The following is a 21,374-nucleotide window of genomic DNA, read 5'->3' as shown; positions in this document are numbered from 1 at the left end:
TGTTCTGTGGAAATATACAAGGAGGTGTTTCCTATGGATGATAGGCGAGATTTGTCTCATGAGGCGCCGAAAGAACAGGACAAGGAAGGTGTAGATGTGCCTTCTGAGGTTCCTATACCTGATGAAACTTTTGATGAGGATACCTTGAGGCTTGACAATGACGAGGTGGATTTCACAACAGATGAAACATCTTCGTCTTCCGCCATCATAGCCTCCGAAGAGGCTGAACCTTACTTCCCTCCTACCGATCCTGTGATAGAACCAAGAGCTAATGACGAAGGCGGTGCGGATATATTGGGAGGGTTCTCCTCTGGAAACGATGAATCGCTGCTTAGCGATTATGACGAAGATCAGATGTTAGAAGTACCTGATGATGAGCTTACACAGCGAGTGATCGATACCTTGAGACGGGATGCCACAACGGCAGATCTTGATATAGATGTGTATGCTCGTGATGGTGTAGTTATACTTAGAGGTAGAGTTCCTACTCTTATGGATGCTGAGAACGCAGAGTCAGTTGCCAGCACTGTTCCAGGGGTAATAGAAGTAAGGGAGGAGCTTGAAGTAGATACCCAGTAGTACGCCATGGAGGAGTTATGGTCGAAGAGGCAGTTATCAACGCATTGGATATAGCTCGAAGAGACTGTGCTACTAGGGCTGGTGTTAGCGAGCCTGAAGTAGTCGTTGCTGCTGTAAAGAAGATGAGATGGCCTGACGCTAGTCTGGGATGTCCTGAACCTGGGAAGAAATATCCAGAAGTTCCCACTGATGGTTATGAGATAATACTTATAGCTATTTCAAGAGAATACGTTTATCACACTGATATGAACGGTAGAGTAGTCTTTTGTGGCAAGAGATTACAAGGCTAGGGATCGATTTGAGAATTGATCTGATTAATCATTTGTCATTCTGAGACAGAGATGCCTGAGACTAAAGTTCTAAGATTTGGTTGACTGTAGTATTAGTGCATAGGTAAACTATTTAGACTTTTCTTCTAGAGTTGGTGGTATGCCTCCTGATAAGATCAGTATACGTGGTGCTCGTGAACATAACCTCAAGAATATATCCTTAGATATACCAAGAGATAAGCTCGTAGTTCTAACTGGGCTTTCTGGCTCAGGGAAAAGTAGTCTAGCTTTCGATACTATCTATGCGGAAGGCCAGAGGCGTTATGTGGAGAGTCTCTCTGCCTATGCTAGGCAGTTCCTAGGGCAGATGGAAAAGCCCGACGTAGATCTCATAGAAGGGCTCTCTCCAGCTATATCTATCGATCAGAAGGGAACAACCCGTAATCCCAGATCAACCGTGGGCACCGTCACAGAGATCTATGACTATTTGCGCCTGTTGTTTGCTCGGGTGGGCCATCCTCACTGCCCTAACTGTGGGAGGGAGATAAGTGGTCAGACCGTAGAGGAGATCACAGATGCCGTTTTAAAGCTTCCTGAGGGTACGAGGTTGATGATACTAGCCCCTGTTGTAAGAGGCAGGAAGGGCGAGTATTCATCGCTGTTTGCCGACTTGATGAGGAAAGGCTTTGTTAGAGCTAGAGTGGATGGGCGAATATATAACCTGGACGAACCTATTCAGCTGGAGCGTTACAAATCTCATACCATTGAAGTAGTAGTTGATCGAATTGTTATAAGGCATAGCGATGAAGATGGCTCTTCCGAGAGGCAGAGGTTAGCTGACTCTATAGAGACTGCCTTGCGATTGGCCGAAGGGCTAGTAGTTGTCTCTATATTAGATGGGGAAGATATGTTGTTCTCTGAGAACAACGCTTGTCCTGTTTGTGGTATAAGTGTCGGAGTCCTTGAGCCGCGTACATTCAGCTTCAATAGTCCGCACGGTGCATGTCCGGAATGTACTGGCCTTGGGAGCATGCTCGAGTTTGATCCAGAGCTGATAATCAAGTCTCCGGACGTATCCATAATAGATGGAGCCCTCGAACCCCTAACAAAGATGGGTCAGAACACCTCCGCTTACTACATGGAAGTAGTTACTGCTGTATGTGAGCAATACTCCATACCTATGGATGTACCAGTCTCACAACTGACTGAAGATAAATTGAAAATACTGATGTACGGTGCACCCGAACCGGTTATCGTGCGCCATCATAGAAGACGATTTGAAGTTAAGTTTGATGGTGTAGTTTCCATACTGCGTAAGCGCTACAAGGAGACTGGGTCAGATTATATCAGGCAGGAGCTGGAGAGATATATGTCTAATAGGCCCTGCCCAGTATGCAAAGGTGCAAGACTGAAGCCTGAAGCTCTAGCGGTTACAGTTGCTGGTAAGAACATAGTACAGATAACTGCTATGAGTATCCGGGAGGCTTTAGCTTTCGTCCAGTATCTATCTGGACATACTGGTGAGGCTCCTCTTACAAAGCGAGAGTCTCTAATAGCTGCACCAATACTCAAGGAAATTCGGGAGAGATTGGGCTTTTTGGTAGATGTTGGGCTTGACTATCTTACCCTTGATAGATCTGCGAATACCTTAGCTGGAGGAGAGGCTCAGCGTATCAGGCTAGCTACCCAAATAGGTAGCAGTCTTATGGGAGTTATCTATATCCTTGATGAGCCCAGCATAGGTTTGCACCAAAGAGATAACACTAGATTGATAAACACGCTGGTCAAGCTCCGAGATCTGGGAAACACTGTATTGGTGGTTGAGCATGACGAGGATACCATGCGCGCGGCTGACTGGATAGTCGATTTGGGCCCAGGGGCTGGCGAACATGGGGGGGAAGTCATTGCTCAAGGTACAGTTGAGGATATTGAGAGATCTGAAAAGTCTATAACGGGAGCATATTTGTCTGGCAGGAAATCTATTAGGGTACCCTCTAGGAGAAGAGAGGGTAACGGTAAATTCCTGCGCATAGTGGGAGCACGCGAGAACAACCTGAAGAACATAGACGTCGAGATACCCTTAGGTAAGTTCATATGTGTAACTGGTGTGTCAGGATCAGGAAAGAGCACCCTGGTTAACGATATCCTTTACAGGCGTCTGGCTCAGGAGTTCTACGGGTCGAAGGATAAGCCGGGCGATCACGACAGGATAGAAGGAATTCATCACCTAGATAAGGTTATTGATATAGATCAATCTCCCATTGGAAGAACACCTAGGTCCAACCCGGCCACATATACGGGGGTGTTTACTTATATTCGTGAGGTATTTTCAAAGGTCCCTGAGGCTAGGGCTAGAGGCTACCAGCCTGGGCGTTTCAGCTTCAATGTCAAAGGTGGTCGGTGTGAGGCATGTAAAGGTGAGGGTATCATCCAGATAGAGATGCAATTCTTGCCTGATGTCTACGTGCCTTGTGAGGTATGCCATGGTAAGCGATACAATCGCGAGGCACTTGAGATCAAGTACAAGGGTTATTCCATAGCCGATGTTCTTGAGATGACGGCAGAGCACGCGATGGAGTTCTTCGAAAATATACCAGCTATTAGGAACAAACTAGAGACTTTATGTGCGGTTGGCCTCGGATACATTAAACTGGGTCAACCAGCCACGACTCTGTCTGGGGGAGAAGCTCAGAGAGTGAAGCTAGCCACAGAGCTCTCCAAGAGGGCTACGGGTAAAACGCTCTACATTCTCGATGAACCTACAACAGGATTGCACTTTGCCGATGTGGATAAGCTCTTAAATGTACTACAAAGACTGACTGATGCTGGTAATACAGTTCTGGTCATAGAACATAACCTTGATGTGATCAAGTGCGCAGACTGGATAATAGATCTTGGTCCTGAAGGTGGAGAGGGCGGAGGGCAAGTGATTGCCCAAGGCACTCCGGAAGATGTTGCTATGTGCGAACATTCCTATACTGGGCAGTATCTCAGACCTATGCTTGAGAGAGACTTGGAACTAAAAGCTGTCAGCTAATTTTCTTTTTTTGATTCCATGTGTTTGTTCTGTATGAACCTGGATCTTTTGTCTACATATAGGATGATAATTGCAGCAAGCACAAATAGGCTTGCCAGCGCTAATATCCTTATTTCTCTGGTGCGGATTAGTCCTGCTGCTCCGAATAGTATAGCTATTATGTAGAAGATGATCGCGGTAACTCTTTGGGATAACCCCAGAGTTACGAGCTTTTGATGCAGGTGCTCCTTGTCTGCCATGTGTATGACGACACCAGCCCGAATTCTCCTGATAATGCTGTAGGCCACATCAGCTATTGGTACTCCCATTACTAGCAGGGCAGTCGTGAGTTTTGCACTACCCAGTATGGATAGTACCGCCATCAAGAATCCCAGGAAGTAAGCTCCTGAATCTCCCATGAAGATCTTAGCTGGGGCAAAATTGTATCTTAGGAATCCCAAGGACACACCCGCAAGTGTTGAAGCATAAATACCTAGCTCGTATTGTCCTAGCCTTATGGCTACTAGCAACAAGAACACGGAGAAAATGGTAGATAGGCCTGCAGTTAGACCATCTATGCCATCTGACAGGTTAGCTGTCTGGATCATCCCAACTATCCAAAAAATCGTGAACATGTATCCCGATATGGTTCTATCAAGATAGATAGTCCCTAAAATTGGCAGCGTTATACTTTGGATCATGATTCCAAATCCTGCAGATACAGCTATAGCGCACGCTATCTGAAAAAGTAAACGTATACCGGCACTTAGATCGTAGAGGTCGTCCGCAAATCCCAAAAGCATGAGAGCTGTACTAAATCCCACTATCGCTATTGCATGATAGGAAGATACTTGCCTAGCAACAGCGAACGAGGTTATTACTAATGTGAATGCTAGGTATAAAGCTAATCCTCCAACATGTGGAGTTGGTACCTTATGTATCCTTCTAGGTGATGGGTAAACTAGCCAGCCCATCTTGTAACATATCCGAATATGTAGATGGGTCAGCACTATCGAAAGGAGACTGCCTGCTATAAAAGCTAGAATATAAGTCACTGCTGATATGTGCCCCGTAAAGCGGAATCCTGGCTATTCTATCAGAGTCTACAACAACACTTTGACACTATGAGCGGGCGAGGGTTATACTCTATATCTGATGGGGGTGTAGCTCAGATGGGAGAGCGCTACAATCGCACTGTAGAGGTCAGGGGTTCGAATCCCCTCACCTCCACCAAAGTTATAGGTATGCTACTTTCCTCTTGCTGTGTCCTTATGTATCCTCGATTGGCTTTTCATGTATTGTAGGGTTTAGAATAATTTATCTAATTCTCAATCCCTTGAGGTCTCCCTATATGTGGGGACTTTCGATTTTTGGGAGGCTGTAGCAATGGTCGATAAGCCTGATGTAAGCGTTCAATCTCCAAACAATAATGATATTCATGCTATAGAGGCCAAGTGGCGTCAAAGGTGGCAGCAAACTCAGATATATAAAACTGATCTTAGGGATGAATCCAAGCCCAAGTATTACAACTTGATGGAATTCCCATATCCTTCGGGTGAAGGGCTGCACGTAGGACATGTCTATACCTATAGTGGGGCCGATACTAACGGTCGTTATAGACGTATGCGGGGTTACAATGTGTTCGAGCCCATGGGATTTGATGCCTTCGGTATCCACTCTGAGAACTATGCATTGAAGTTGGGAATAAATCCTATGGTGCTAACTCAGCGTACCGTGTCCCGCTTCAGAGACCAGATGAACAGGCTAGGCTGCATGTGGGATTGGTCGCATGAGGTGAATACCAGCCAGCCTAATTACTATAAGTGGACACAGTGGCTGTTTCTGCAAATGTATAAGGCAGGTTTGGCCGTACGTAAGAGTGCACCTGTCAACTGGTGCCCTCAGTGCCTAACTGTATTAGCCAATGAGCAGGTGATAAATGGGCGCTGTGAGCGATGTGATACCGAGGTCATCCAGCGTGAGATGGTGCAGTGGTTTTTCAAGATTACTGATTATGCTGAAAGGTTACTCAATGATCTAGATAAGCTGGACTGGCCCGAGGTTTCTAAGAGATTACAAAGAAACTGGATAGGTCGAAGCGAAGGAGCAGAGCTTATATTCACCATCGAGAATACAGGTGATAAGGTTCCTGTTTTCACTACCAGGCCGGATACAGTCTTTGGTGCAACGTATGTAGTTCTGGCTCCGGAACACCCTCTGGTAGACAAGATAACTACTCCTGAATGCAGAGAAGCTGTACAAGCTTATAAAGAAGCGACTATGCGGGAGCGCGAGATAGAGAGGCTCTCTCTGGAGAAAGAGAAGACGGGAGTGTTTACTGGTGCCTATGCTATAAATCCCGCTAATGGTGAGCGCATTCCCGTGTGGATAGCCGACTATGTACTAATGACTTACGGGACTGGTGCGATTATGGCAGTACCAGCTCATGATGAGCGTGACCATGAGTTCGCTAAAAAGTTTGGTCTGCCAATAGTCGAAGTTGTCCAGTCTCCTGAGGGTGTAGAAGAACAAGCATATATAGGCCCTGGTCAAATGAAGAACAGTGGTCAATTTGATGGAATGCCCAATGAGGAAGCCAAAAAGGCTATCACTGACTGGCTTGCGGAAAGAGGATTTGGAAAGCACACAGTCACCTACAGGTTGAGGGACTGGTTGATAAGCAGGCAGAGATACTGGGGCCCGCCTATACCGATTATCTATTGCGACAAATGCGGAGAGGTGCCAGTGCCTGAAGATCAGCTGCCTGTGGAATTGCCATATATTGAGAACTTCCGCCCTACGGGAACTGGTAAGTCGCCGCTGGCCCTGGTCGAGGAGTTTTACAAGACAGAATGCCCCAAGTGCGGAGGCCCTGCTGTACGCGAGACTGATGTCTCTGATACATTCTTAGATTCTTCTTGGTACTATCTGCGGTATCCGTCAACAGAATTTGATGATAGGCCATTTGATCAGGATATCACTCGTAAGTGGCTGCCCGTTGATTCCTATATGGGAGGCAAGGAGCATATAGTTCTACATCACTTGTACTCTAGGTTCGTCACCAAAGTTCTGTATGACCTGGGATATCTAGATTTTGACGAGCCCTTCACTCGATTGAGGCTGCATGGCATCATTACCCACCTTGGGGCTAAGATGAGCAAGTCCAGGGGCAACGTCGTCAATCCTGATGAGTACATAGAGAAGTATGGGGCGGATGCTCTGAGAACTTATCTACTTTTTATGGGGCCCTACGAGGATGATAATGAGTTTAGTGTGCATGGTGTCCAGGGTGTATCTAGATTCCTCAACAGGCTTTACTCTCTAGTAGACTCCAGGCACGATTATGGTAACGGCCCCGGCGTAGATATGAAGATGCTGCATCGTACTATCGATCGGGTAACCAAAGGTATCGAAGATTTGAAGTATCATACATCAATCGCTGCTCTGATGGAGATGTCCAATTGGATAGCTGATGTTCGTTCGGACATGACTAAGGAGCAGCTAGATGCTGCTTTGAAGAATTTAGTGCTGATGTTGGCACCTATTGCTCCTCACACAGCGGAGGAACTTTGGGAAAGGTTAGGTGGAGCTTACAGTGTGCATACTCAGCCGTGGCCTGAGTATGACCCTTCGCAGCTTATAGATGAGAAGGTTACTATAGTCGTGCAGGTGAACGGTAAAGTCAGGGATAAGCTGGAGCTGCCATCCAATGTGGCTCAGGAAGAAGCTCAAAGGGCGGCCTTGGAAAGTGAGAAGGTTAGGGCTTATCTGGATGGGAAGAGCGTAAAGAATGTTATATGGGTACCTGGTAAGCTGATAAATATAGTAGTTGGCTAATCAGGTAACTTCTTTATACCTAATAGTTTGATCGCGTTGGAGGTGATAGCTGCTTCCAGCTCTTCTGACTGGGATCCTCTGCATTCAGCTATCACCTCCAGAGTCTTTCTTACGTAAGAGGGTTCATTGCGCTTGCCTCTATATGGTTGTGGCGGAAGATATGGTGAGTCTGTTTCAACCAGTAGCCTATCCAAGGGAACATAAGCTGCTGCCTCTCTGAGGCTGGACGAAGATTTATATGTGACTGATCCTGAAAATGAGATGTAGTACCCTAATTGTAGGCCTACACGTGCGTGATCCAAGTTGCCAGAAAATGAGTGCAGGATGCCAACTGTGTCTTTACCTTCGCTATCCAATACATCCAGCACGTCTTCCCAAGCATCTCTGCAGTGTATTATCACTGGCTTAGAAAACTTTTTTGCTAGCTGAAGGTGTACAGAGAATAGCTCCTTTTGCTTATTTATCGATGCTCCCATTCGGTAATAATCTAGTCCTGTTTCTCCAATAGCTACTACTTCTTCTGATGATAGCAATCTCTCTAGCTTGCTTTGAACCTCTTCATTCCATAGATCTGCATCATTAGGATGTAAGCCTATAGCGGAGAATATTATGTTATAGCTACGGCTAAGTTGAAGACTTTTCTGCCATTCTTCGGGGTTAGTCCCTACATCTACTATAATCCCTATTCCTTGTTGAACGGCTCTATCTATTACTCGTTCCCTATCATCGTCAAATGCAGTGCTATTTATATGTGCGTGCGAATCTGTAAGCATTACTCTCCCCTGAAGATCTTTTCTGTTTCTCGGGTCTATTCTAGCTTTTCGTTAGTATTGTGCCGGATTTTCGGTATAATCGTCTGAGCTCAATTAACACCATTGGAGAGATTTCTCTTGATAGATAGGTACACTCTCCCGGATATGGGCACCATCTGGTCCGAGGAGAATAAGTTTAATCAGTGGCTTAGAGTTGAGCTTGCAGTATGCGAGGCATGGGCGGAAGAAGGTGTTATACCGCAGTCGGACCTAGAGAAACTCCAAAATGCATCTGTAGATCCCCGAAGAGTCAAAGAGATCGAGAAAGAAACCGATCATGATGTTATTGCTTTTGTTAGAGCTGTTGGAGAAACGGTAGGTCCCGAGCGCCGGTGGATTCATCTTGGGCTGACAAGCTCAGATGTTGTTGACACGGCTTTATCCCTTCTTCTGGTTGAGTCAGGTAAGCTTATACTTCGGACCTTGTCGGAACTAGAACAAGTAGTTACTGATCTTGCTATCAAGTACAAAGATACCCCAATGATAGGACGTACTCATGGCGTGCACGCTGAGCCAATCACCTTCGGATACAAAATGTTGGTATGGCTGGATGAACTGAGGCGTGTGCGCGCTCGCATGGCCTCTGCCGTGGAAAATGTAAGAGTAGGTAAGCTGTCAGGTGCGGTAGGCACACATGCTAATGTACCGCCTTCAGTCGAGGAACGCGCTTTAGGTAAACTTGGGCTTAAGGTAGCGCCAGTAGCTACTCAGGTTATAGGTAGAGACATACATGCTGATTTCCTGCAATCTATAGCTCTGATTGGGGGAGTGCTTGAAAGGCATTCGACCGAGATAAGGCACTTGCAACGTACTGAGGTTAGAGAGGCTGAACAGCCATTTGGTGAAAAGCAACAAGGATCCTCGGCTATGCCTCATAAGAGAAATCCAGAAAAGATGGAAAGAGTCAGTGGATTGGCTAGGATCCTTCGCGGCTATGCCCTCACTGCTCTAGAGAACATAGCTCTCTGGCATGAAAGAGACATAAGCCATTCGTCTACGGAAAGAATAATATTCCCAGGTGCATGTACCTTAGTGCACTACATGCTTGTCCTCATGAGGGATAACCTTGAAGGGCTCAGGGTTTACCCCGAGCGGATGTTGTATAACCTCCATATGACCGGAGGTTTGGTTTTCTCTCAGAGGGTATTGCTGGCTTTAGTTGAGGCTGGTATGGATAGGCAAGAGGCTTATAAATTGATTCAGAAATATGCTATGCAGAGCTGGGAGACAGGGCAGAACTTTACCGATCTTCTCCGCCAAGATGAGCTTGTTATGAATCTCCTGGGCGAGTCGGGATTAAGAGAAGCGTTTAGCTTGGAGCCACATCTTAAATATATTCATACAGGATTTGAACGTATGGGGGTGAAGCTTTGAGCAGAGCAGTGACAGAGACTAATCTACCTGGAATAAATCTTATACATAGGGGCAAGGTTCGAGACACATACGATCTAGGTGACTCTCTTCTAATGGTAGCTACAGATAGGATTAGCGCCTTCGACTGGGTTCTACCCACCCCGATACCTGACAAGGGGAAGGTTCTTTCTCAGATATCTGTGTTCTGGTTTGAGAGATTGGGAAATATTGTTCCCAATCATTTCATTACAGATAACATAAATAACTATTCTCACCTATTGCCATATAGTGATGTCCTTAGAGGGCGATCGATGATCGTCAAAAAGGCCGATAGAATTGATTATGAATGTGTGGTTAGAGGTTATATCACAGGTAGTGGGTGGGCAGAATACAAGAAACAGGGGACAGTAGCTGGTAAGCCGATGCCTGAAGGACTAAGGGACGGAGATAAGCTGCCCGAGCCTATTTTCACACCTGCTCGCAAGAACGAAGAGGGACATGATGAGAATATAACCTATGAAATCCTTGAGTCTGAAGTTGGTTCTGATTTGGCTTCTCAGCTTAGGGATATAAGCATACAGCTTTATCAGGCTGGTAGAGACTACGCAGAGACTCGTGGGGTTATCATTGCTGATACCAAGTTTGAGTTCGGTTTTGTTGATGGGCAGCTTACTCTTATAGATGAGCTGCTAACTCCTGACAGCTCTCGATTCTGGCTGGAGTCCGAATACCGGCCTGGCGAATCATTGCCAAGCCTTGATAAGCAGTACGTCAGAGACTGGCTAACTCAATCTGGATGGGACAAGAACTCTCAACCACCGGAGCTACCCGATGACGTGGTGGAGGCGACTAGGCAACGTTATCTAGAAGCTTACAGGATGCTTACGGGGAAGGAGCTTGAGCTTTGAGCCGTTGGCATGGCAAGGTGACTGTAACTCTTAAGCCTTCCGTAAACGACCCTCAGGGGTTGGCTGTGTACGAGGGTCTAAAAACACTGGGGTTTGAAGAGGTAACCAGCGTACGTGTGGGTAAGCATATTGATGTGCTTCTAGATAGCCCTACAGAAGAAGATGCCAGGAGGCGACTAGCTGAGATGTGCGAGAGCCTCCTAGCTAATACTATTATTGAGACCTATAAGATCGAAGTCTCCAAAGGAGAATGATGTGCGTATCGGCATAATAACCTTTCCCGGCTCCAATGGCGATTGGGATTGTTACTATGCACTTAGAGAGATACCGGGATTTGAGCCTGTAATGATATGGCACAAAGAGCATGACCTTCATGGTGTGAGTGCCCTTATACTTCCTGGAGGATTTGCTCATGGTGATTACCTCCGCGCTGGGGCTATAGCTAGGTTCTCACCGATAATGCGCGAGGTGACTCGGTTTGCAAGCGAAGGACGACCTATTATTGGTATATGTAATGGGTTTCAAATACTAACTGAGGCACATCTACTCCCTGGAGCTTTGATAAGAAACAAGAGTCTTCTCTTTAGATGCTCTCTAGTTCACGTACGTGTAAAGAGTAATAGATCTCCTTGGCTTTCGCTCCTACAGGAGGGGGAAGTTTTACGCCTGGCGATAGCCCATGGCCAGGGTAATTACTTTGCAGACCAAGACACTTTGAACTATCTAATGGAAAACGACATGATAGCTCTGCAATACTGTGGACCTAACGGTGAGGTAACACCCGAGTTTAACCACAACGGATCGGTTATGAGTATTGCGGGCATCACCAACGAGGCTGGTAATGTGCTGGGACTTATGCCGCATCCTGAGAGGTCCGCGGATCAATTGCTTGGATCTGCAGATGGAAGACGTATCTTCATGTCTCTTGCTGTGGCCTTGAAAGAGGTGCTCGCATGAATGCGGCAGAATTGCGTGAAGTTGCTCTTACTGAGGAAGAGTATCGCACTGTAGTCAAATTGCTTGGGCGGGAGCCCAATCGTTTGGAGCTTGGAATAATTGGTGCGATGTGGAGCGAGCATTGCGGATACAAGAACAGTCGTCCATTGCTTAGATATTTCCCCACAGAAGGTGAGAAAGTTGTACAGGGCCCCGGCGAAAATGCGGGAGCTGTAGCTATAGATGACAAATTGGCCGTAGTGTTCAAGGTGGAGTCTCACAACCATCCGAGCGCAATAGAACCGTACCAGGGTGCGGCTACAGGTGTGGGGGGCATAGTAAGAGATATATTCACCATGGGAGCAAGGCCCATAGCCTTGCTGAACTCCCTGCGCTTTGGGCCTCTTAGTGAGCCAGAGAACCGAAGGTTACTTGCAGGAGTGGTTAAGGGGATTGGGGATTACGGCAATAGCATAGGTATCCCCACAGTTGGAGGAGAGGTTTGGTTTCATCCGTCTTATAATGGGAACCCTTTAGTTAATGCTATGTGTGTTGGTGTAGCAGACATAAATAAAATAGTCCGTGCCCAAGCTGGTAGCCCAGGAAACCTATTGTTGTTAGTGGGTGCTGATACAGGCAGGGATGGTATACATGGTGCCACTTTTGCCTCGGTGGATGATCCACATACTAGTCATAAGGGGGTAATTCAGGTAGGCAATCCTTTTATGGAGAAGCTTCTCATGGAAGCTTGTCTGGAGTTGCTAGACTCTCAATACGTAGTAGGTATGCAGGATCTTGGTGCTGCCGGCTTGACGAGCAGTTCTGTAGAGTGCGCCGGTCGTGCTGGTAGTGGAGTTGAAATAGACGTTTCTAAGGTCTCTCGCAGAGAGTTTGGTATGACCCCTTACGAGGTTATGTTGTCCGAAAGCCAGGAGAGGATGCTCATAGTAGTCCGTCCTGAGGGTTTGGAAGAAGTCAAGCGGGTTTTCGAAAAATGGGATCTTCACTCCGATGTAGTTGGTATAGTCACGTCTGATGGTATGCTCCGAGTGCGTGATGGGGATGAAATAGTAGGTGAGCTACCTATCAGGCTACTAACAGAAGATGTTCCTAGGTATGTAAGGGAGGCAACTCCCTCTCCGGAGGCGATAAACAAAGCCTCAATCGATGTGGACTCCAAGTTTTCTAGTTGGGTGAACTTTAATCCCGAATCGGATCTTATACGGCTGCTTTCTGCACCCAATATAGCCAGCAAGCGCTGGATTTGGGAGCAATACGATCATACCATTGGTACTAGTACTATGAGGGGCCCTGGATCGGCAGATGCTGCTGTCATGCGTGTTCGTCCTAATGGCCAAGGTGTGGCTATAACAATGGATTGTAACCCTAGGTATTGTTATCTAGATCCTTACTGTGGTGGTATGGCAGCTGTAATTGAGGCGGCCCGTAACCTTGCTTGTGTTGGGGCAGTACCAATAGGTATGACGAACTGCTTGAATTTCGGCAATCCTGAGAAGCCAGAGGTCTACTGGCAATTGAGGGAGTGCATACTTGGTATAAGTGATGCTTGTAAGTACTTACAAGTACCCGTAGTAAGCGGAAATGTTAGCTTATATAACGAGAGCAACGATAAGGCTATATATCCAACGCCAGTGGTAGGTTTAGTGGGGCTTATAGAATCAGCTTCAGGCTCTGTGTCGGCAGGTGCAAGGAGTGGGGATACTATTTACTTTCTACACACATCTCAGCAGATTACTTTGGGTGCCAGCGAGTGGCTAGCAGTAGTTGCTAATGAGGAGTCAGGTCATCCACCAGTTTGCGATCTTGATAAGGAAATATCTCTCCACAGACTACTTGTAGAGTCCGTCCGAGATGGAGTTATTAGTGCTGCACATGACGTATCAGATGGTGGACTGCTGGTAGCGTTGGCAGAGATGGCCATCATAGGCGGTGTAGGTATTGATGCTAGCAATTGGAAGCCTCAGGTTACCCCCTTGTACTTATTTGGTGAGGGGCATGGTAGAGCGCTTGTTTCGGCTCCTGCTAATAAGGAGGAAGAGTTGGCCGAGTTATGTGGTCGGCATGGTGTGCAATTCGAGAGGATTGGTGTGGTTGGTGGTGATACCCTAATTGTCGGTGATATTATTAGGCTTCCTGTGGGCGAACTTATCGATTTGTATGACCAGGCTATTCCAAGCATGCTTGGGTAGGATAGTAAGGGGTATCAACTCTGCCTCGTGTTACGTAGCCTTTCTGGAGACAGAAATTTGTATCCACTACCCCTAATGGTTGCTATGTATTTGGGATCATTAGGGTCGTCTCCTAGTTTTCTCCTGATCCTCCCAATGTAAACATCTATCTGGTTGCTGGATGTGTCAGCAACGTATCCGGCAGCGTACATAGCTAGGTCATCTCTTGACACAACTCTATTAGGACTGGACATTAGCCTTTGTAGTATGCGCATCTCCATTGGGGTCAGGGTAACCTTCTCCCCAGTGGGCAGCTTAGCTGTCAAGTCTGGTATGTTAAGCTCGATGCCGTTTTCCACTATTAGCATATCCATAGTAGCCGCCAATTGACGATTGGCTCGCCTGAGAACAGACTTAACTCTGGCCACCAACTCTGCAGGCTCGAATGGCTTTACGACGTAATCATCAGCGCCGGATTCAAGCCCAGTAAGCTTATCCTGCATTTCAGCACGAGCGGTAAGCATGATTACAGGCATCTCAGGATATTGCTTCTTTATATGTTTGAGCAAGGTGAAACCATCCATCCTAGGGAGTTGGACGTCTAGAAGTATAAGGTCAGGAGTTCTTTGTTCTAATGCTCTCAAGGCTTGACTCGGATCAGCAGCAATTTCAACTTCGTGACCTTCGTTTTCCAACAGGAAATCTATAAGTTTTCCTGTTAGAGGATCATCATCGATAGCCAGTATCAGTGCCTTGCGTGGTTGCATTTTGTATCCCTCGCACTCTTGTACAGGCATTATAGACATCCACGCATACAGTATAAGACATTATTAGTTATATTTATCATCTGTTCCTGCTAGTTGTTGGCCTTAGTAGGGAGTAAAAGCAGGAAGGGCAGGAGGTTAATATTTGAATTCTCCTGCCCATTAGGTGATGTGTGCGCTTATTTCTACTTACCGATGTTACCTAGCGCATTCAAGATGGCCGGGATGGCAGGCCCAAGAAGTACTATGAACACGGCTGGGAATATGAATAGCACCATAGGTATGATTATCTTGATCACTGCCTTGTGGCCTAACTCCTCAGCTCTTTGCCTTCGTCGAAGTCGCATCTGTTCTGATTGTATAGACAGGGTTCTGCCTATACTAGCCCCTATCTCATCCGCCTGGACTATGGAACTTACGAGTAACTTCATCTCGTCGAGCTGTACTCTCTCGGCCATGGATCTAAGAGCGTCTCTACGGCTCTTGCCGAGTTTCATCTCGCTGAGAACCAATGCAAATTCCCTAGCGATATCGTTATCCCATTTCTGCACTATTTCCAACATGGCAGCATCAAAACCCAGTCCTGCTTCAACGCTTATGGTCAAAAGGTCGAGGGCGTCTGGCATCTGTAAGAGTATCCTTTGTCTGCGTTGCTTGATTTCTCGTGAAAGCCAGAACAAAGGTAGATATACCCCTATAGCTAGCAGCACGAATCCCAATATTAAGTTGTGAGCTAGTACTAATCCTAATAAGAATCCTGCTAAGCCCAGTAGTACCTGTATTGTAATGAAATGTGCTAGGCGAATACCGTGTGGATAGGCGGCAGCTATCAGTTTATCTACAATGGACCTTTGCCACTTACCAGGAATCCATCTAACTACCGTTACTGAGACTAAAGGTACTAATGGCTTTATCAGGTCTACTATGGAAGTCTTCTTTTTATTGACCGTGACTTCGGGAGTTGTATCTTGATGCTCTTCATGCAGTAATTTCTTGAGTCTTCTCTGTATAGGACTTGGCCTTTGAACTAAAACCAACCCGTAGATTAGAAATAGGACACCACTTGCAGCAATAATCCCGAGGATAGGTAAGCTTACTGGTGGAGGTGGTACCTCACCTGCTGGCTTGCCTGGGTTTATCACTGGTAGATTGCCTACCTTGATTGGCTGTATGCTGCTAGTTTCGCTTGTCCTACTAGCATAGCTATAAGAGAAGCTATATATAGGAGAAGAAGGTGAGGATTTGAGATAGATATCTACTTTTACCTTCTCGCCTTCCTTTGAGATGGTTGAAGATGTGTATGATAACCTATACTCTTGATGAAGTTTCTGAGATATATCGGCAAACACCTTTCTGAGTTGGGCGTTAGTTGGAGCTGAGAAGTATTCCCCTCCGGTTTCAGTTGCTATTTTCTGTAATCCTTGGGCATCTACCTTTTTCCCGAATCCAACCGTGAACACGGATGCTCCTACTTGTTGAGCCTTGCCTAGGGCTTCCTCCAAAGTGGTATTTCCTGAGGTATTGAAGCCATCGGTCATCAACACGATTGCTTTAGTATTCTTTCCCTTGGCAACCTCTTGAGCCGCAAGCGATAATCCTTCGTATAACGCTGTGCCCACACTTCGGCTGAGTTTCTGAATGGATTCTTGTACTCTTGCATGATCTTGAGTCAAAGGCTCTATAACCCTTGCCTTCTTGTCAAAAGTTATTAATCCTACCTGGTCTTCTGGAGCCAACCCGTTGATCAACCCGTAGGCTGCATCTTGGGCAGCTGTGAATGCATCGTCATTCATGCTTGCGCTTGTGTCTAGAGTCAGCATTACATCTACAGGATCAGGGTTCTGGTAAAAGGGATAGACAGCTATATCGGATTGTTCCTTCCCATTTTCCTTAATGATAAAGTCGTCCGCGCTTAGGTCAGTTACTGGTAAGCCCTTAGAGTTGGTCACAGAAAGCGTCATGGCTATCTTGGGTTGTGATGTGGTTGAGATCTCCCTGATATCTACCTTAGCTGCAGGGCCGGAATCTGCAGCCAGCACAGTGGGCAAGTATGACCAGGACATGAGAATAACTAAAACTAAGCTAATTCTTAACACTGATATGCGCAACTTCATATTGTTAGACCTTTATAGCTATTATTCTTCTCATCACGTAGTAGCCCATCGTTATGCCCACAAGTGCCGCTCCAAGCATTATTCTTCCCATGTTCGTGGTGAACAACGGCATTATGTAGCTTCTATTCAAAACAAATATTGCTCCAGTCAACAGGAAGGGTATAGCAGTCACGATGTAGGCAGAGATTCTCCCTTGAGCTGTAAGGACTCTTATCTCTCCCTTGATCCTCAGCCTTTCCCTAATCGTAGTTGAGATGGACTTCAGAACGTGAGCCAAACTACCACCTACTCTATATTGAATATTTATTGCTGTTATCATCATGTCCAAATCTTCACTAGGACACCTTTCCAGCATTCTTCTGAGAGCTTCTTCCTGGCTAAGTCCCAACTCCTGATCACGCACTACTTTTATGAACTCATCAGATATAGGGTTAGACATCTCTCTAGCCGCCAGCATCATTGCTTGTGCAAGGCTAGAGCCTGCCTCTAGAGCTCCGGCCAAGACATCTATAGCGTCTGGAAGTTGTCTTTCTAGGGCGCTTAATCTTCTCTTTCGGCGCAGAGCTAGGTAAGCTCTGGGCAGTTGATAGCCGGCTATCAGCCCGAAAATTGCTGCTATGGTTCTAAACAGGGGATAGTTACCTGGAATAAACAGTATTACTAGGAGAGAGCATAGCATCGCACCAGCCAAACGGACCAATACGAACTTATCGGCTGCTATGCCCAGCCCCGCTGTTAGTAACTCTCTTCGGAACTTGGGTGTGATTATAAGATCCTTTAGCTTATCTCTAATTCTCAGGCTGAGTAGCACCTTTTGCGGTAAGATCTCGGGTGACGTATCATGGGAAGAACTGGTGGCTTCTAGATGCCTGCCTATTAACTGGTGTAATCTCTCCTGCCATCTCCTATGCCTTATGTATAGGGATAATCCTAAGAAAATCAAGAAAACTCCTAGGGCTACAGTTATACCAGCTAAGTTTTCTGGCTGAGCGAAGATATTATCCAGGTTGATCACTTGTTTCTCCCTTTTATGATGCCTGGAATATGGATGGAGGTACGTGTATGTTGTGAGCCGCGAGTTTCTCGAGGCACTTTGGCCTGGTGCCCTTTGCAACTAGCTCTCCAACAACTTGCCTACCAACCATACCATACTGTCTAAACTCGAATATATCCTGCAGGACTATGGTATCCCCCTCCATGCCTTGCACCTCGCTGATCTTGACGACTTTACGAGAACCGTCTTGCAGTCTTTCCTGGTGCACTATGATATCGATGGCCGAAGCTATTTGCTCACGGATGGCTCTAAGCGGCAGATCCATGCCTGACATCAAAACCATGGTTTCCAGTCGTGCGAGTGTATCTCTTGGAGAGTTAGAGTGTAGTGTTGTTAGAGAGCCATCATGCCCTGTGTTCATCGCCTGGAGCATGTCTAGGGCCTCACCGCTTCTTACCTCACCAACTATAATTCGGTCGGGACGCATACGAAGTGAGTTGACCACCAAGTCCCTGATCGTAATCTCTCCCTTCCCCTCGGCATTTGGGGGTCTCTTCTCCAACCTGACTACGTGCCTCTGTCGAAGTTGTAGCTCTGCTGCATCCTCTATGGTTATTATTCTTTCGTTATCGGGAATGAATGACGAAAGCACGTTCAATAAGGTTGTCTTTCCTGAGCCTGTGCCTCCAGAGACTACCATGTTTAATCTACCTTTGACGCAAGCCTTTAGGAACTCGACCACTGGTGGGGTCAGTGTTCCAAATTGTAGTAGATCATTTACTGTTAGAGGGTCAGCCGAGAACTTTCGGATGGTGAGCACGGGCCCTACTAATGATAGTGGAGGAATAATTGCATTCACACGAGATCCATCTGGAAGTCTTGCATCCACCATCGGGGAATTCTCGTCGCATCTCCTCCCGAGCGGAGCTATTATTCGCTCTATGATCCTACGTACATGCTCTTCGTTATCGAATTTGACATTGGTTTCTTCAAGTCGGCCATTTCTCTCGACCCAGACATGATCTGGTCCGTTTACCATGATTTCTGTGATAGTCTCGTCCTGCAGTAAAGGCTCTAAAGGCCCGAAGGCGAGTATCTCGGCCGATATAGCTTCAAAGAGTCTTACTCTATCAGGCCTTGGAAGTTGAATATTCTCCTCAGCTAGTATCTCATTGAACATGCCTTCTAGGGTGCGCCGAATTGTCGTTATGTTTTCGGCATCGATATTGCCTCCGAGGTCTACCTCCTCAAGTAATCTTCTTTGCACGAGAGACTTGATTTGATGCCAATTGACCCTCTGAGACGCGCTCTCTGTAATAGGCGGTGTTACGATGGTCTGAATAGGAGAGCTGTCGTTCGTGCTCGTGACCTTTCCATCGGTGGGTGTGTGCCCGTTGTTATTAGGTTCTTGATTGTTATTTCTGTTGAGTCGATCTGAGATCGAAAAGGGCATACTCTAGCCTCCTATACGATATTAGGTGTTTTGCACAACTGCTGGATTGGGTTTTTCCTGCTTCCTGCCAATGCGTATCCAGCTAATTATCTTGGCTGTTCTCTTACGTCTAGACTCGAGTTCGCCCTCACTAAGCTTTGTAGCCAATGTAATAAAGGCTTTAGCCATGGAAGACTTTCCCTTCTCCATAGTCACCGGCACACCCGTATTAGTTGCTGATATCATTTTCTTGCCGCCTGATGGGATAGTAGCCCCTATCTCGTACTTTATATGCTTCTTGATATCATCCAGGTTGACTGCACCTTTACTTCCAGCCCTGTTGATGAGTAGGAATATCTTCTCCTGCGGATATCCTAGACGTGAGGTTAGCTGAAGGAAGCGAGCAGTATTACGCAGTGCTGCTACTTCAGGGGTGCTGACCACGACTATTTGATCACAGGTATCAAGTGCTGCCATCGAGACTGCATCTAAAATATGTGGGGTATCTATGAGTACATAATCTGCTGCCTTGCGTAGGACACCAATTATCCTAAGAAACTGCTCTTCTGTTATCAGCTCTGATCTCTCTATCTGAGATGGAGCTAGAAGTACTTTTACTCCACTGCTATGTGTTGCCATAATCTCTGATAGAAGATCCTCATCTAGTTCCTTCATGTGAGGCATCAGGTCAGCTATATTCGTTGGGTGGTCCAGATCAAGTAAGACGCCAACATCCGCTGACTGGAGAGCTGCATCCACAATTACGACTCTCTTCTTGGTGAACTGTGCAAGTGAGATAGCTGTATTCACTACCATTGTGGTGGTGCCTGAACCACCTTTTGCGCTATGAAAGGTTAGAACTCTAGCTAACCTTGGCTGGTCTCCCGTAGCTTGAGCTACGATCTGGGTCCTTCTACGTCTTTCCCTCGCTACTAGCCTTCTGATAGAACTTACTAACTCGTTACGGTCATCCAGGCTGTAGAGGCATAATTGCGCTCCGGCTAATATGCATTCCCTAGCCAGGTCGGGCTCTTCGCTGCTAAATAATACTATGATCGGGATCTCTGGCACTGAGGAGTCAAGGGACTCAACTATAGATGACACTCCAGGAGTATCACCTGCCAACAAGACTATATCGGGTTTGTGTTTCTTGGCGGCCCTTACTCCCTCGCCAAAACTGGTGTGTGAGTTAATGATCTCTATACCCGGTTCAGAGGCTAACATTTGCTTTATAGCCTCTGCGTAGATCACTGAGTCATCTAGCACCAAGCATTTGAGCGACATCAAAGAAGTTTGTTCTGGCATCTGTTTATCCCTCTAATCTCATGTTTACTTCACCGGCTCCGGCTTGCGGAACTTGTACTTCACTATGACAGAGTCCTCGGTCTCACCGTCTGTGTCGTGCTGCTTGTGATCGTCTGAAGACCCTCTTAGTGCTAGATCAATGACCGCCTTGTCACTATCCTTAGCCAGCTTGAGCGTTACCGCCTGCTGTGGATCTACCAGTAGGACAACAGCTGGAGATTTAGCATTGCTTCCGTTACCGGTACCGAGTACGTCCAACACCTCAAGATCTTGGAGGGTAGTTTGCGTAGTGGCTCTCTCCTCTTCCGAGGTCTGTCCGTCAGGGCTAATTGATGTCATCTTGACAAAGAAAGTGACCAATACATCTACCCTGTCCCCGGGCTGAATCTGCCCATTTCCGCTGAGCAGATCGGATGCGGGTAGTGCGAACGCTACTTTGCCCTTAGGTATGCTTAGGGCAAGTTTGCCTACCTGCTTAGTATCTGATAATAGAGGGCGAGTTATTATCTGCCCCTTGACTATATTCGTAGCACTATAGCGGTTCACAGCATCATTTATGCTACTTACAGCCTCGTTGGGGGCAAAGTCGGCTGGAAATGGCTTTGTTTCCAGCATCGATGCTGTTATAGGGCTGCCCTGAGCTATATCCTGAGCCGCTACTACCACTTGTACCTGTTTTATTACAGGCTTGGCTTCTCTAGCTGCCCTAGTGACGTTGATTACTGTAAGTCCGGCAAAGGCTGCTAGAGCTAGCCCAACTATCATCAGTAAAATTCCAATTCTCTTACGCATAGATACCTCCTAATTACAGGATAGCCCTGCAGCTTAAATAATCCCTGACTAGCTGGTTACTCCTTCCTAACTTT

17 protein-coding genes and 1 tRNA gene are annotated in these 21,374 nt (G+C 46.6%); 10 read left to right on the top strand and 8 right to left on the bottom strand.

The genetic code is table 11. The features are described 5' to 3' along the window. Positions 1 to 33 precede the first annotated feature (33 nt). The 3 genes from N2245_RS12195 to uvrA all read left to right on the top strand — a co-directional run bounded on the left by N2245_RS12195 (position 34) and on the right by uvrA (position 3,885). Positions 34 to 579, top strand: a complete 546-nt coding sequence (locus tag N2245_RS12195) for a BON domain-containing protein (RefSeq protein ID WP_494537009.1) — start codon at positions 34 to 36, stop codon at positions 577 to 579. Between the two features lie 17 nt (positions 580 to 596). Next, entirely contained in the window at positions 597 to 869 is a 273-nt protein-coding gene (locus N2245_RS12190) for a DUF8738 domain-containing protein (RefSeq protein WP_494537008.1), read from the top strand. A gap of 139 nt (positions 870 to 1,008) precedes the next feature. Continuing rightward, positions 1,009 to 3,885 (top strand): excinuclease ABC subunit UvrA, encoded by a 2,877-nt coding sequence (gene uvrA, locus N2245_RS12185; RefSeq protein WP_494537007.1) that lies wholly within the window; start codon positions 1,009 to 1,011, stop codon positions 3,883 to 3,885. Here the strand turns inward: uvrA and N2245_RS12180 are convergent. Then, on the bottom strand, positions 3,882 to 4,838 hold the full coding sequence (locus N2245_RS12180) for an MraY family glycosyltransferase (RefSeq protein WP_494537006.1): 957 nt from the start codon (positions 4,836 to 4,838) through the stop codon (positions 3,882 to 3,884). The genes uvrA and N2245_RS12180 overlap by 4 nt on opposite strands. 183 nt (positions 4,839 to 5,021) lie before the next feature. Here N2245_RS12180 and N2245_RS12175 point away from each other — a divergent pair. Together N2245_RS12175 and leuS are read left to right on the top strand one after the other, a co-directional pair. After that, positions 5,022 to 5,097: transfer RNA gene (locus tag N2245_RS12175), tRNA-Ala, on the top strand. Positions 5,098 to 5,250: 153 nt separating this feature from the next. After that, entirely contained in the window at positions 5,251 to 7,701 is a 2,451-nt protein-coding gene (gene leuS, locus N2245_RS12170; protein ID WP_494537005.1) for a leucine--tRNA ligase, read from the top strand. Here the strand turns inward: leuS and N2245_RS12165 are convergent. Continuing rightward, positions 7,698 to 8,474 (bottom strand): TatD family hydrolase, encoded by a 777-nt coding sequence (locus N2245_RS12165; protein ID WP_494537004.1) that lies wholly within the window; start codon positions 8,472 to 8,474, stop codon positions 7,698 to 7,700. The two genes, leuS and N2245_RS12165, sit on opposite strands and share 4 nt — an antisense overlap. 117 nt (positions 8,475 to 8,591) lie before the next feature. Here N2245_RS12165 and purB point away from each other — a divergent pair, with 117 nt between their 5' ends. Genes purB through purL form a run of 5 tightly spaced genes read left to right on the top strand, consistent with a single transcriptional unit; the run spans position 8,592 to position 13,920 of the window. After that, positions 8,592 to 9,887, top strand: coding sequence for an adenylosuccinate lyase (gene purB / locus N2245_RS12160; RefSeq protein ID WP_494537003.1), 1,296 nt, complete (start codon positions 8,592 to 8,594; stop codon positions 9,885 to 9,887). After that, positions 9,884 to 10,774 carry a phosphoribosylaminoimidazolesuccinocarboxamide synthase gene (locus tag N2245_RS12155; protein WP_494537002.1) on the top strand — a complete coding sequence of 297 codons (891 nt, stop codon included), beginning with the start codon at positions 9,884 to 9,886 and terminating at the stop codon, positions 10,772 to 10,774. Before purB ends, N2245_RS12155 begins: the two co-directional genes overlap by 4 nt. Next, entirely contained in the window at positions 10,771 to 11,028 is a 258-nt protein-coding gene (gene purS, locus N2245_RS12150; protein WP_494537001.1) for a phosphoribosylformylglycinamidine synthase subunit PurS, read from the top strand. The genes N2245_RS12155 and purS overlap by 4 nt, the downstream gene beginning before the upstream one ends. Before the next feature lies 1 nt (position 11,029). After that, positions 11,030 to 11,731 (top strand): phosphoribosylformylglycinamidine synthase subunit PurQ, encoded by a 702-nt coding sequence (gene purQ, locus N2245_RS12145; protein WP_494537000.1) that lies wholly within the window; start codon positions 11,030 to 11,032, stop codon positions 11,729 to 11,731. After that, positions 11,728 to 13,920 carry a phosphoribosylformylglycinamidine synthase subunit PurL gene (purL, locus tag N2245_RS12140; protein ID WP_494536999.1) on the top strand — a complete coding sequence of 731 codons (2,193 nt, stop codon included), beginning with the start codon at positions 11,728 to 11,730 and terminating at the stop codon, positions 13,918 to 13,920. The genes purQ and purL overlap by 4 nt, the downstream gene beginning before the upstream one ends. A 14-nt stretch (positions 13,921 to 13,934) precedes the next feature. Here the strand turns inward: purL and N2245_RS12135 are convergent, their stop codons facing one another. The 6 genes from N2245_RS12135 to cpaB all read right to left on the bottom strand — a co-directional run bounded on the left by N2245_RS12135 (position 13,935) and on the right by cpaB (position 21,300). Next, positions 13,935 to 14,666: a response regulator transcription factor gene (locus N2245_RS12135; protein WP_494536998.1), complete on the bottom strand. Its 732-nt coding sequence runs from the start codon at positions 14,664 to 14,666 to the stop codon at positions 13,935 to 13,937. 182 nt (positions 14,667 to 14,848) lie between these two features. Beyond that, on the bottom strand, positions 14,849 to 16,726 hold the full coding sequence (locus tag N2245_RS12130; RefSeq protein WP_494536997.1) for a VWA domain-containing protein: 1,878 nt from the start codon (positions 16,724 to 16,726) through the stop codon (positions 14,849 to 14,851). Positions 16,727 to 16,781: 55 nt separating this feature from the next. Further along, positions 16,782 to 17,792, bottom strand: coding sequence for a type II secretion system F family protein (locus N2245_RS12125; RefSeq protein ID WP_494536996.1), 1,011 nt, complete (start codon positions 17,790 to 17,792; stop codon positions 16,782 to 16,784). 13 nt (positions 17,793 to 17,805) lie between these two features. Continuing rightward, positions 17,806 to 19,224: a TadA family conjugal transfer-associated ATPase gene (locus tag N2245_RS12120; protein ID WP_494536995.1), complete on the bottom strand. Its 1,419-nt coding sequence runs from the start codon at positions 19,222 to 19,224 to the stop codon at positions 17,806 to 17,808. 21 nt (positions 19,225 to 19,245) lie between these two features. Continuing rightward, positions 19,246 to 20,508, bottom strand: a complete 1,263-nt coding sequence (locus tag N2245_RS12115) for a CpaE/TadZ family protein (protein WP_494536994.1) — start codon at positions 20,506 to 20,508, stop codon at positions 19,246 to 19,248. A gap of 24 nt (positions 20,509 to 20,532) precedes the next feature. Next, positions 20,533 to 21,300, bottom strand: a complete 768-nt coding sequence (gene cpaB, locus N2245_RS12110) for a Flp pilus assembly protein CpaB (protein WP_494536993.1) — start codon at positions 21,298 to 21,300, stop codon at positions 20,533 to 20,535. Positions 21,301 to 21,374: the final 74 nt, after the last annotated feature.

This window comes from Thermobaculum sp. T2p, assembly GCF_059335935.1.
Note: the sequence above shows the minus strand (reverse complement) of the source record. Positions and strands in the feature narration are given on the sequence as shown.

Bases quoted from the DNA above. Each gene is read 5' to 3' on its own strand.
- N2245_RS12195 (WP_494537009.1), top strand. From the start codon at position 34: ATGGATGATAGGCGAGATTTGTCTCATGAGGCGCCGAAAGAACAGGAC.
- purL (WP_494536999.1), top strand. From the start codon at position 11,728: ATGAATGCGGCAGAATTGCGTGAAGTTGCTCTTACTGAGGAAGAGTAT.
- N2245_RS12165 (WP_494537004.1), bottom strand. From the start codon at position 8,474: ATGCTTACAGATTCGCACGCACATATAAATAGCACTGCATTTGACGAT.
- N2245_RS12115 (WP_494536994.1), bottom strand. From the start codon at position 20,508: ATGCCAGAACAAACTTCTTTGATGTCGCTCAAATGCTTGGTGCTAGAT.
- N2245_RS12180 (WP_494537006.1), bottom strand. From the start codon at position 4,838: ATGGGCTGGCTAGTTTACCCATCACCTAGAAGGATACATAAGGTACCA.
- N2245_RS12190 (WP_494537008.1), top strand. From the start codon at position 597: ATGGTCGAAGAGGCAGTTATCAACGCATTGGATATAGCTCGAAGAGAC.
- uvrA (WP_494537007.1), top strand. From the start codon at position 1,009: ATGCCTCCTGATAAGATCAGTATACGTGGTGCTCGTGAACATAACCTC.
- N2245_RS12130 (WP_494536997.1), bottom strand. From the start codon at position 16,726: ATGTCCTGGTCATACTTGCCCACTGTGCTGGCTGCAGATTCCGGCCCT.
- cpaB (WP_494536993.1), bottom strand. From the start codon at position 21,300: ATGCGTAAGAGAATTGGAATTTTACTGATGATAGTTGGGCTAGCTCTA.
- N2245_RS12120 (WP_494536995.1), bottom strand. From the start codon at position 19,224: ATGCCCTTTTCGATCTCAGATCGACTCAACAGAAATAACAATCAAGAA.
- leuS (WP_494537005.1), top strand. From the start codon at position 5,251: ATGGTCGATAAGCCTGATGTAAGCGTTCAATCTCCAAACAATAATGAT.
- N2245_RS12135 (WP_494536998.1), bottom strand. From the start codon at position 14,666: ATGCAACCACGCAAGGCACTGATACTGGCTATCGATGATGATCCTCTA.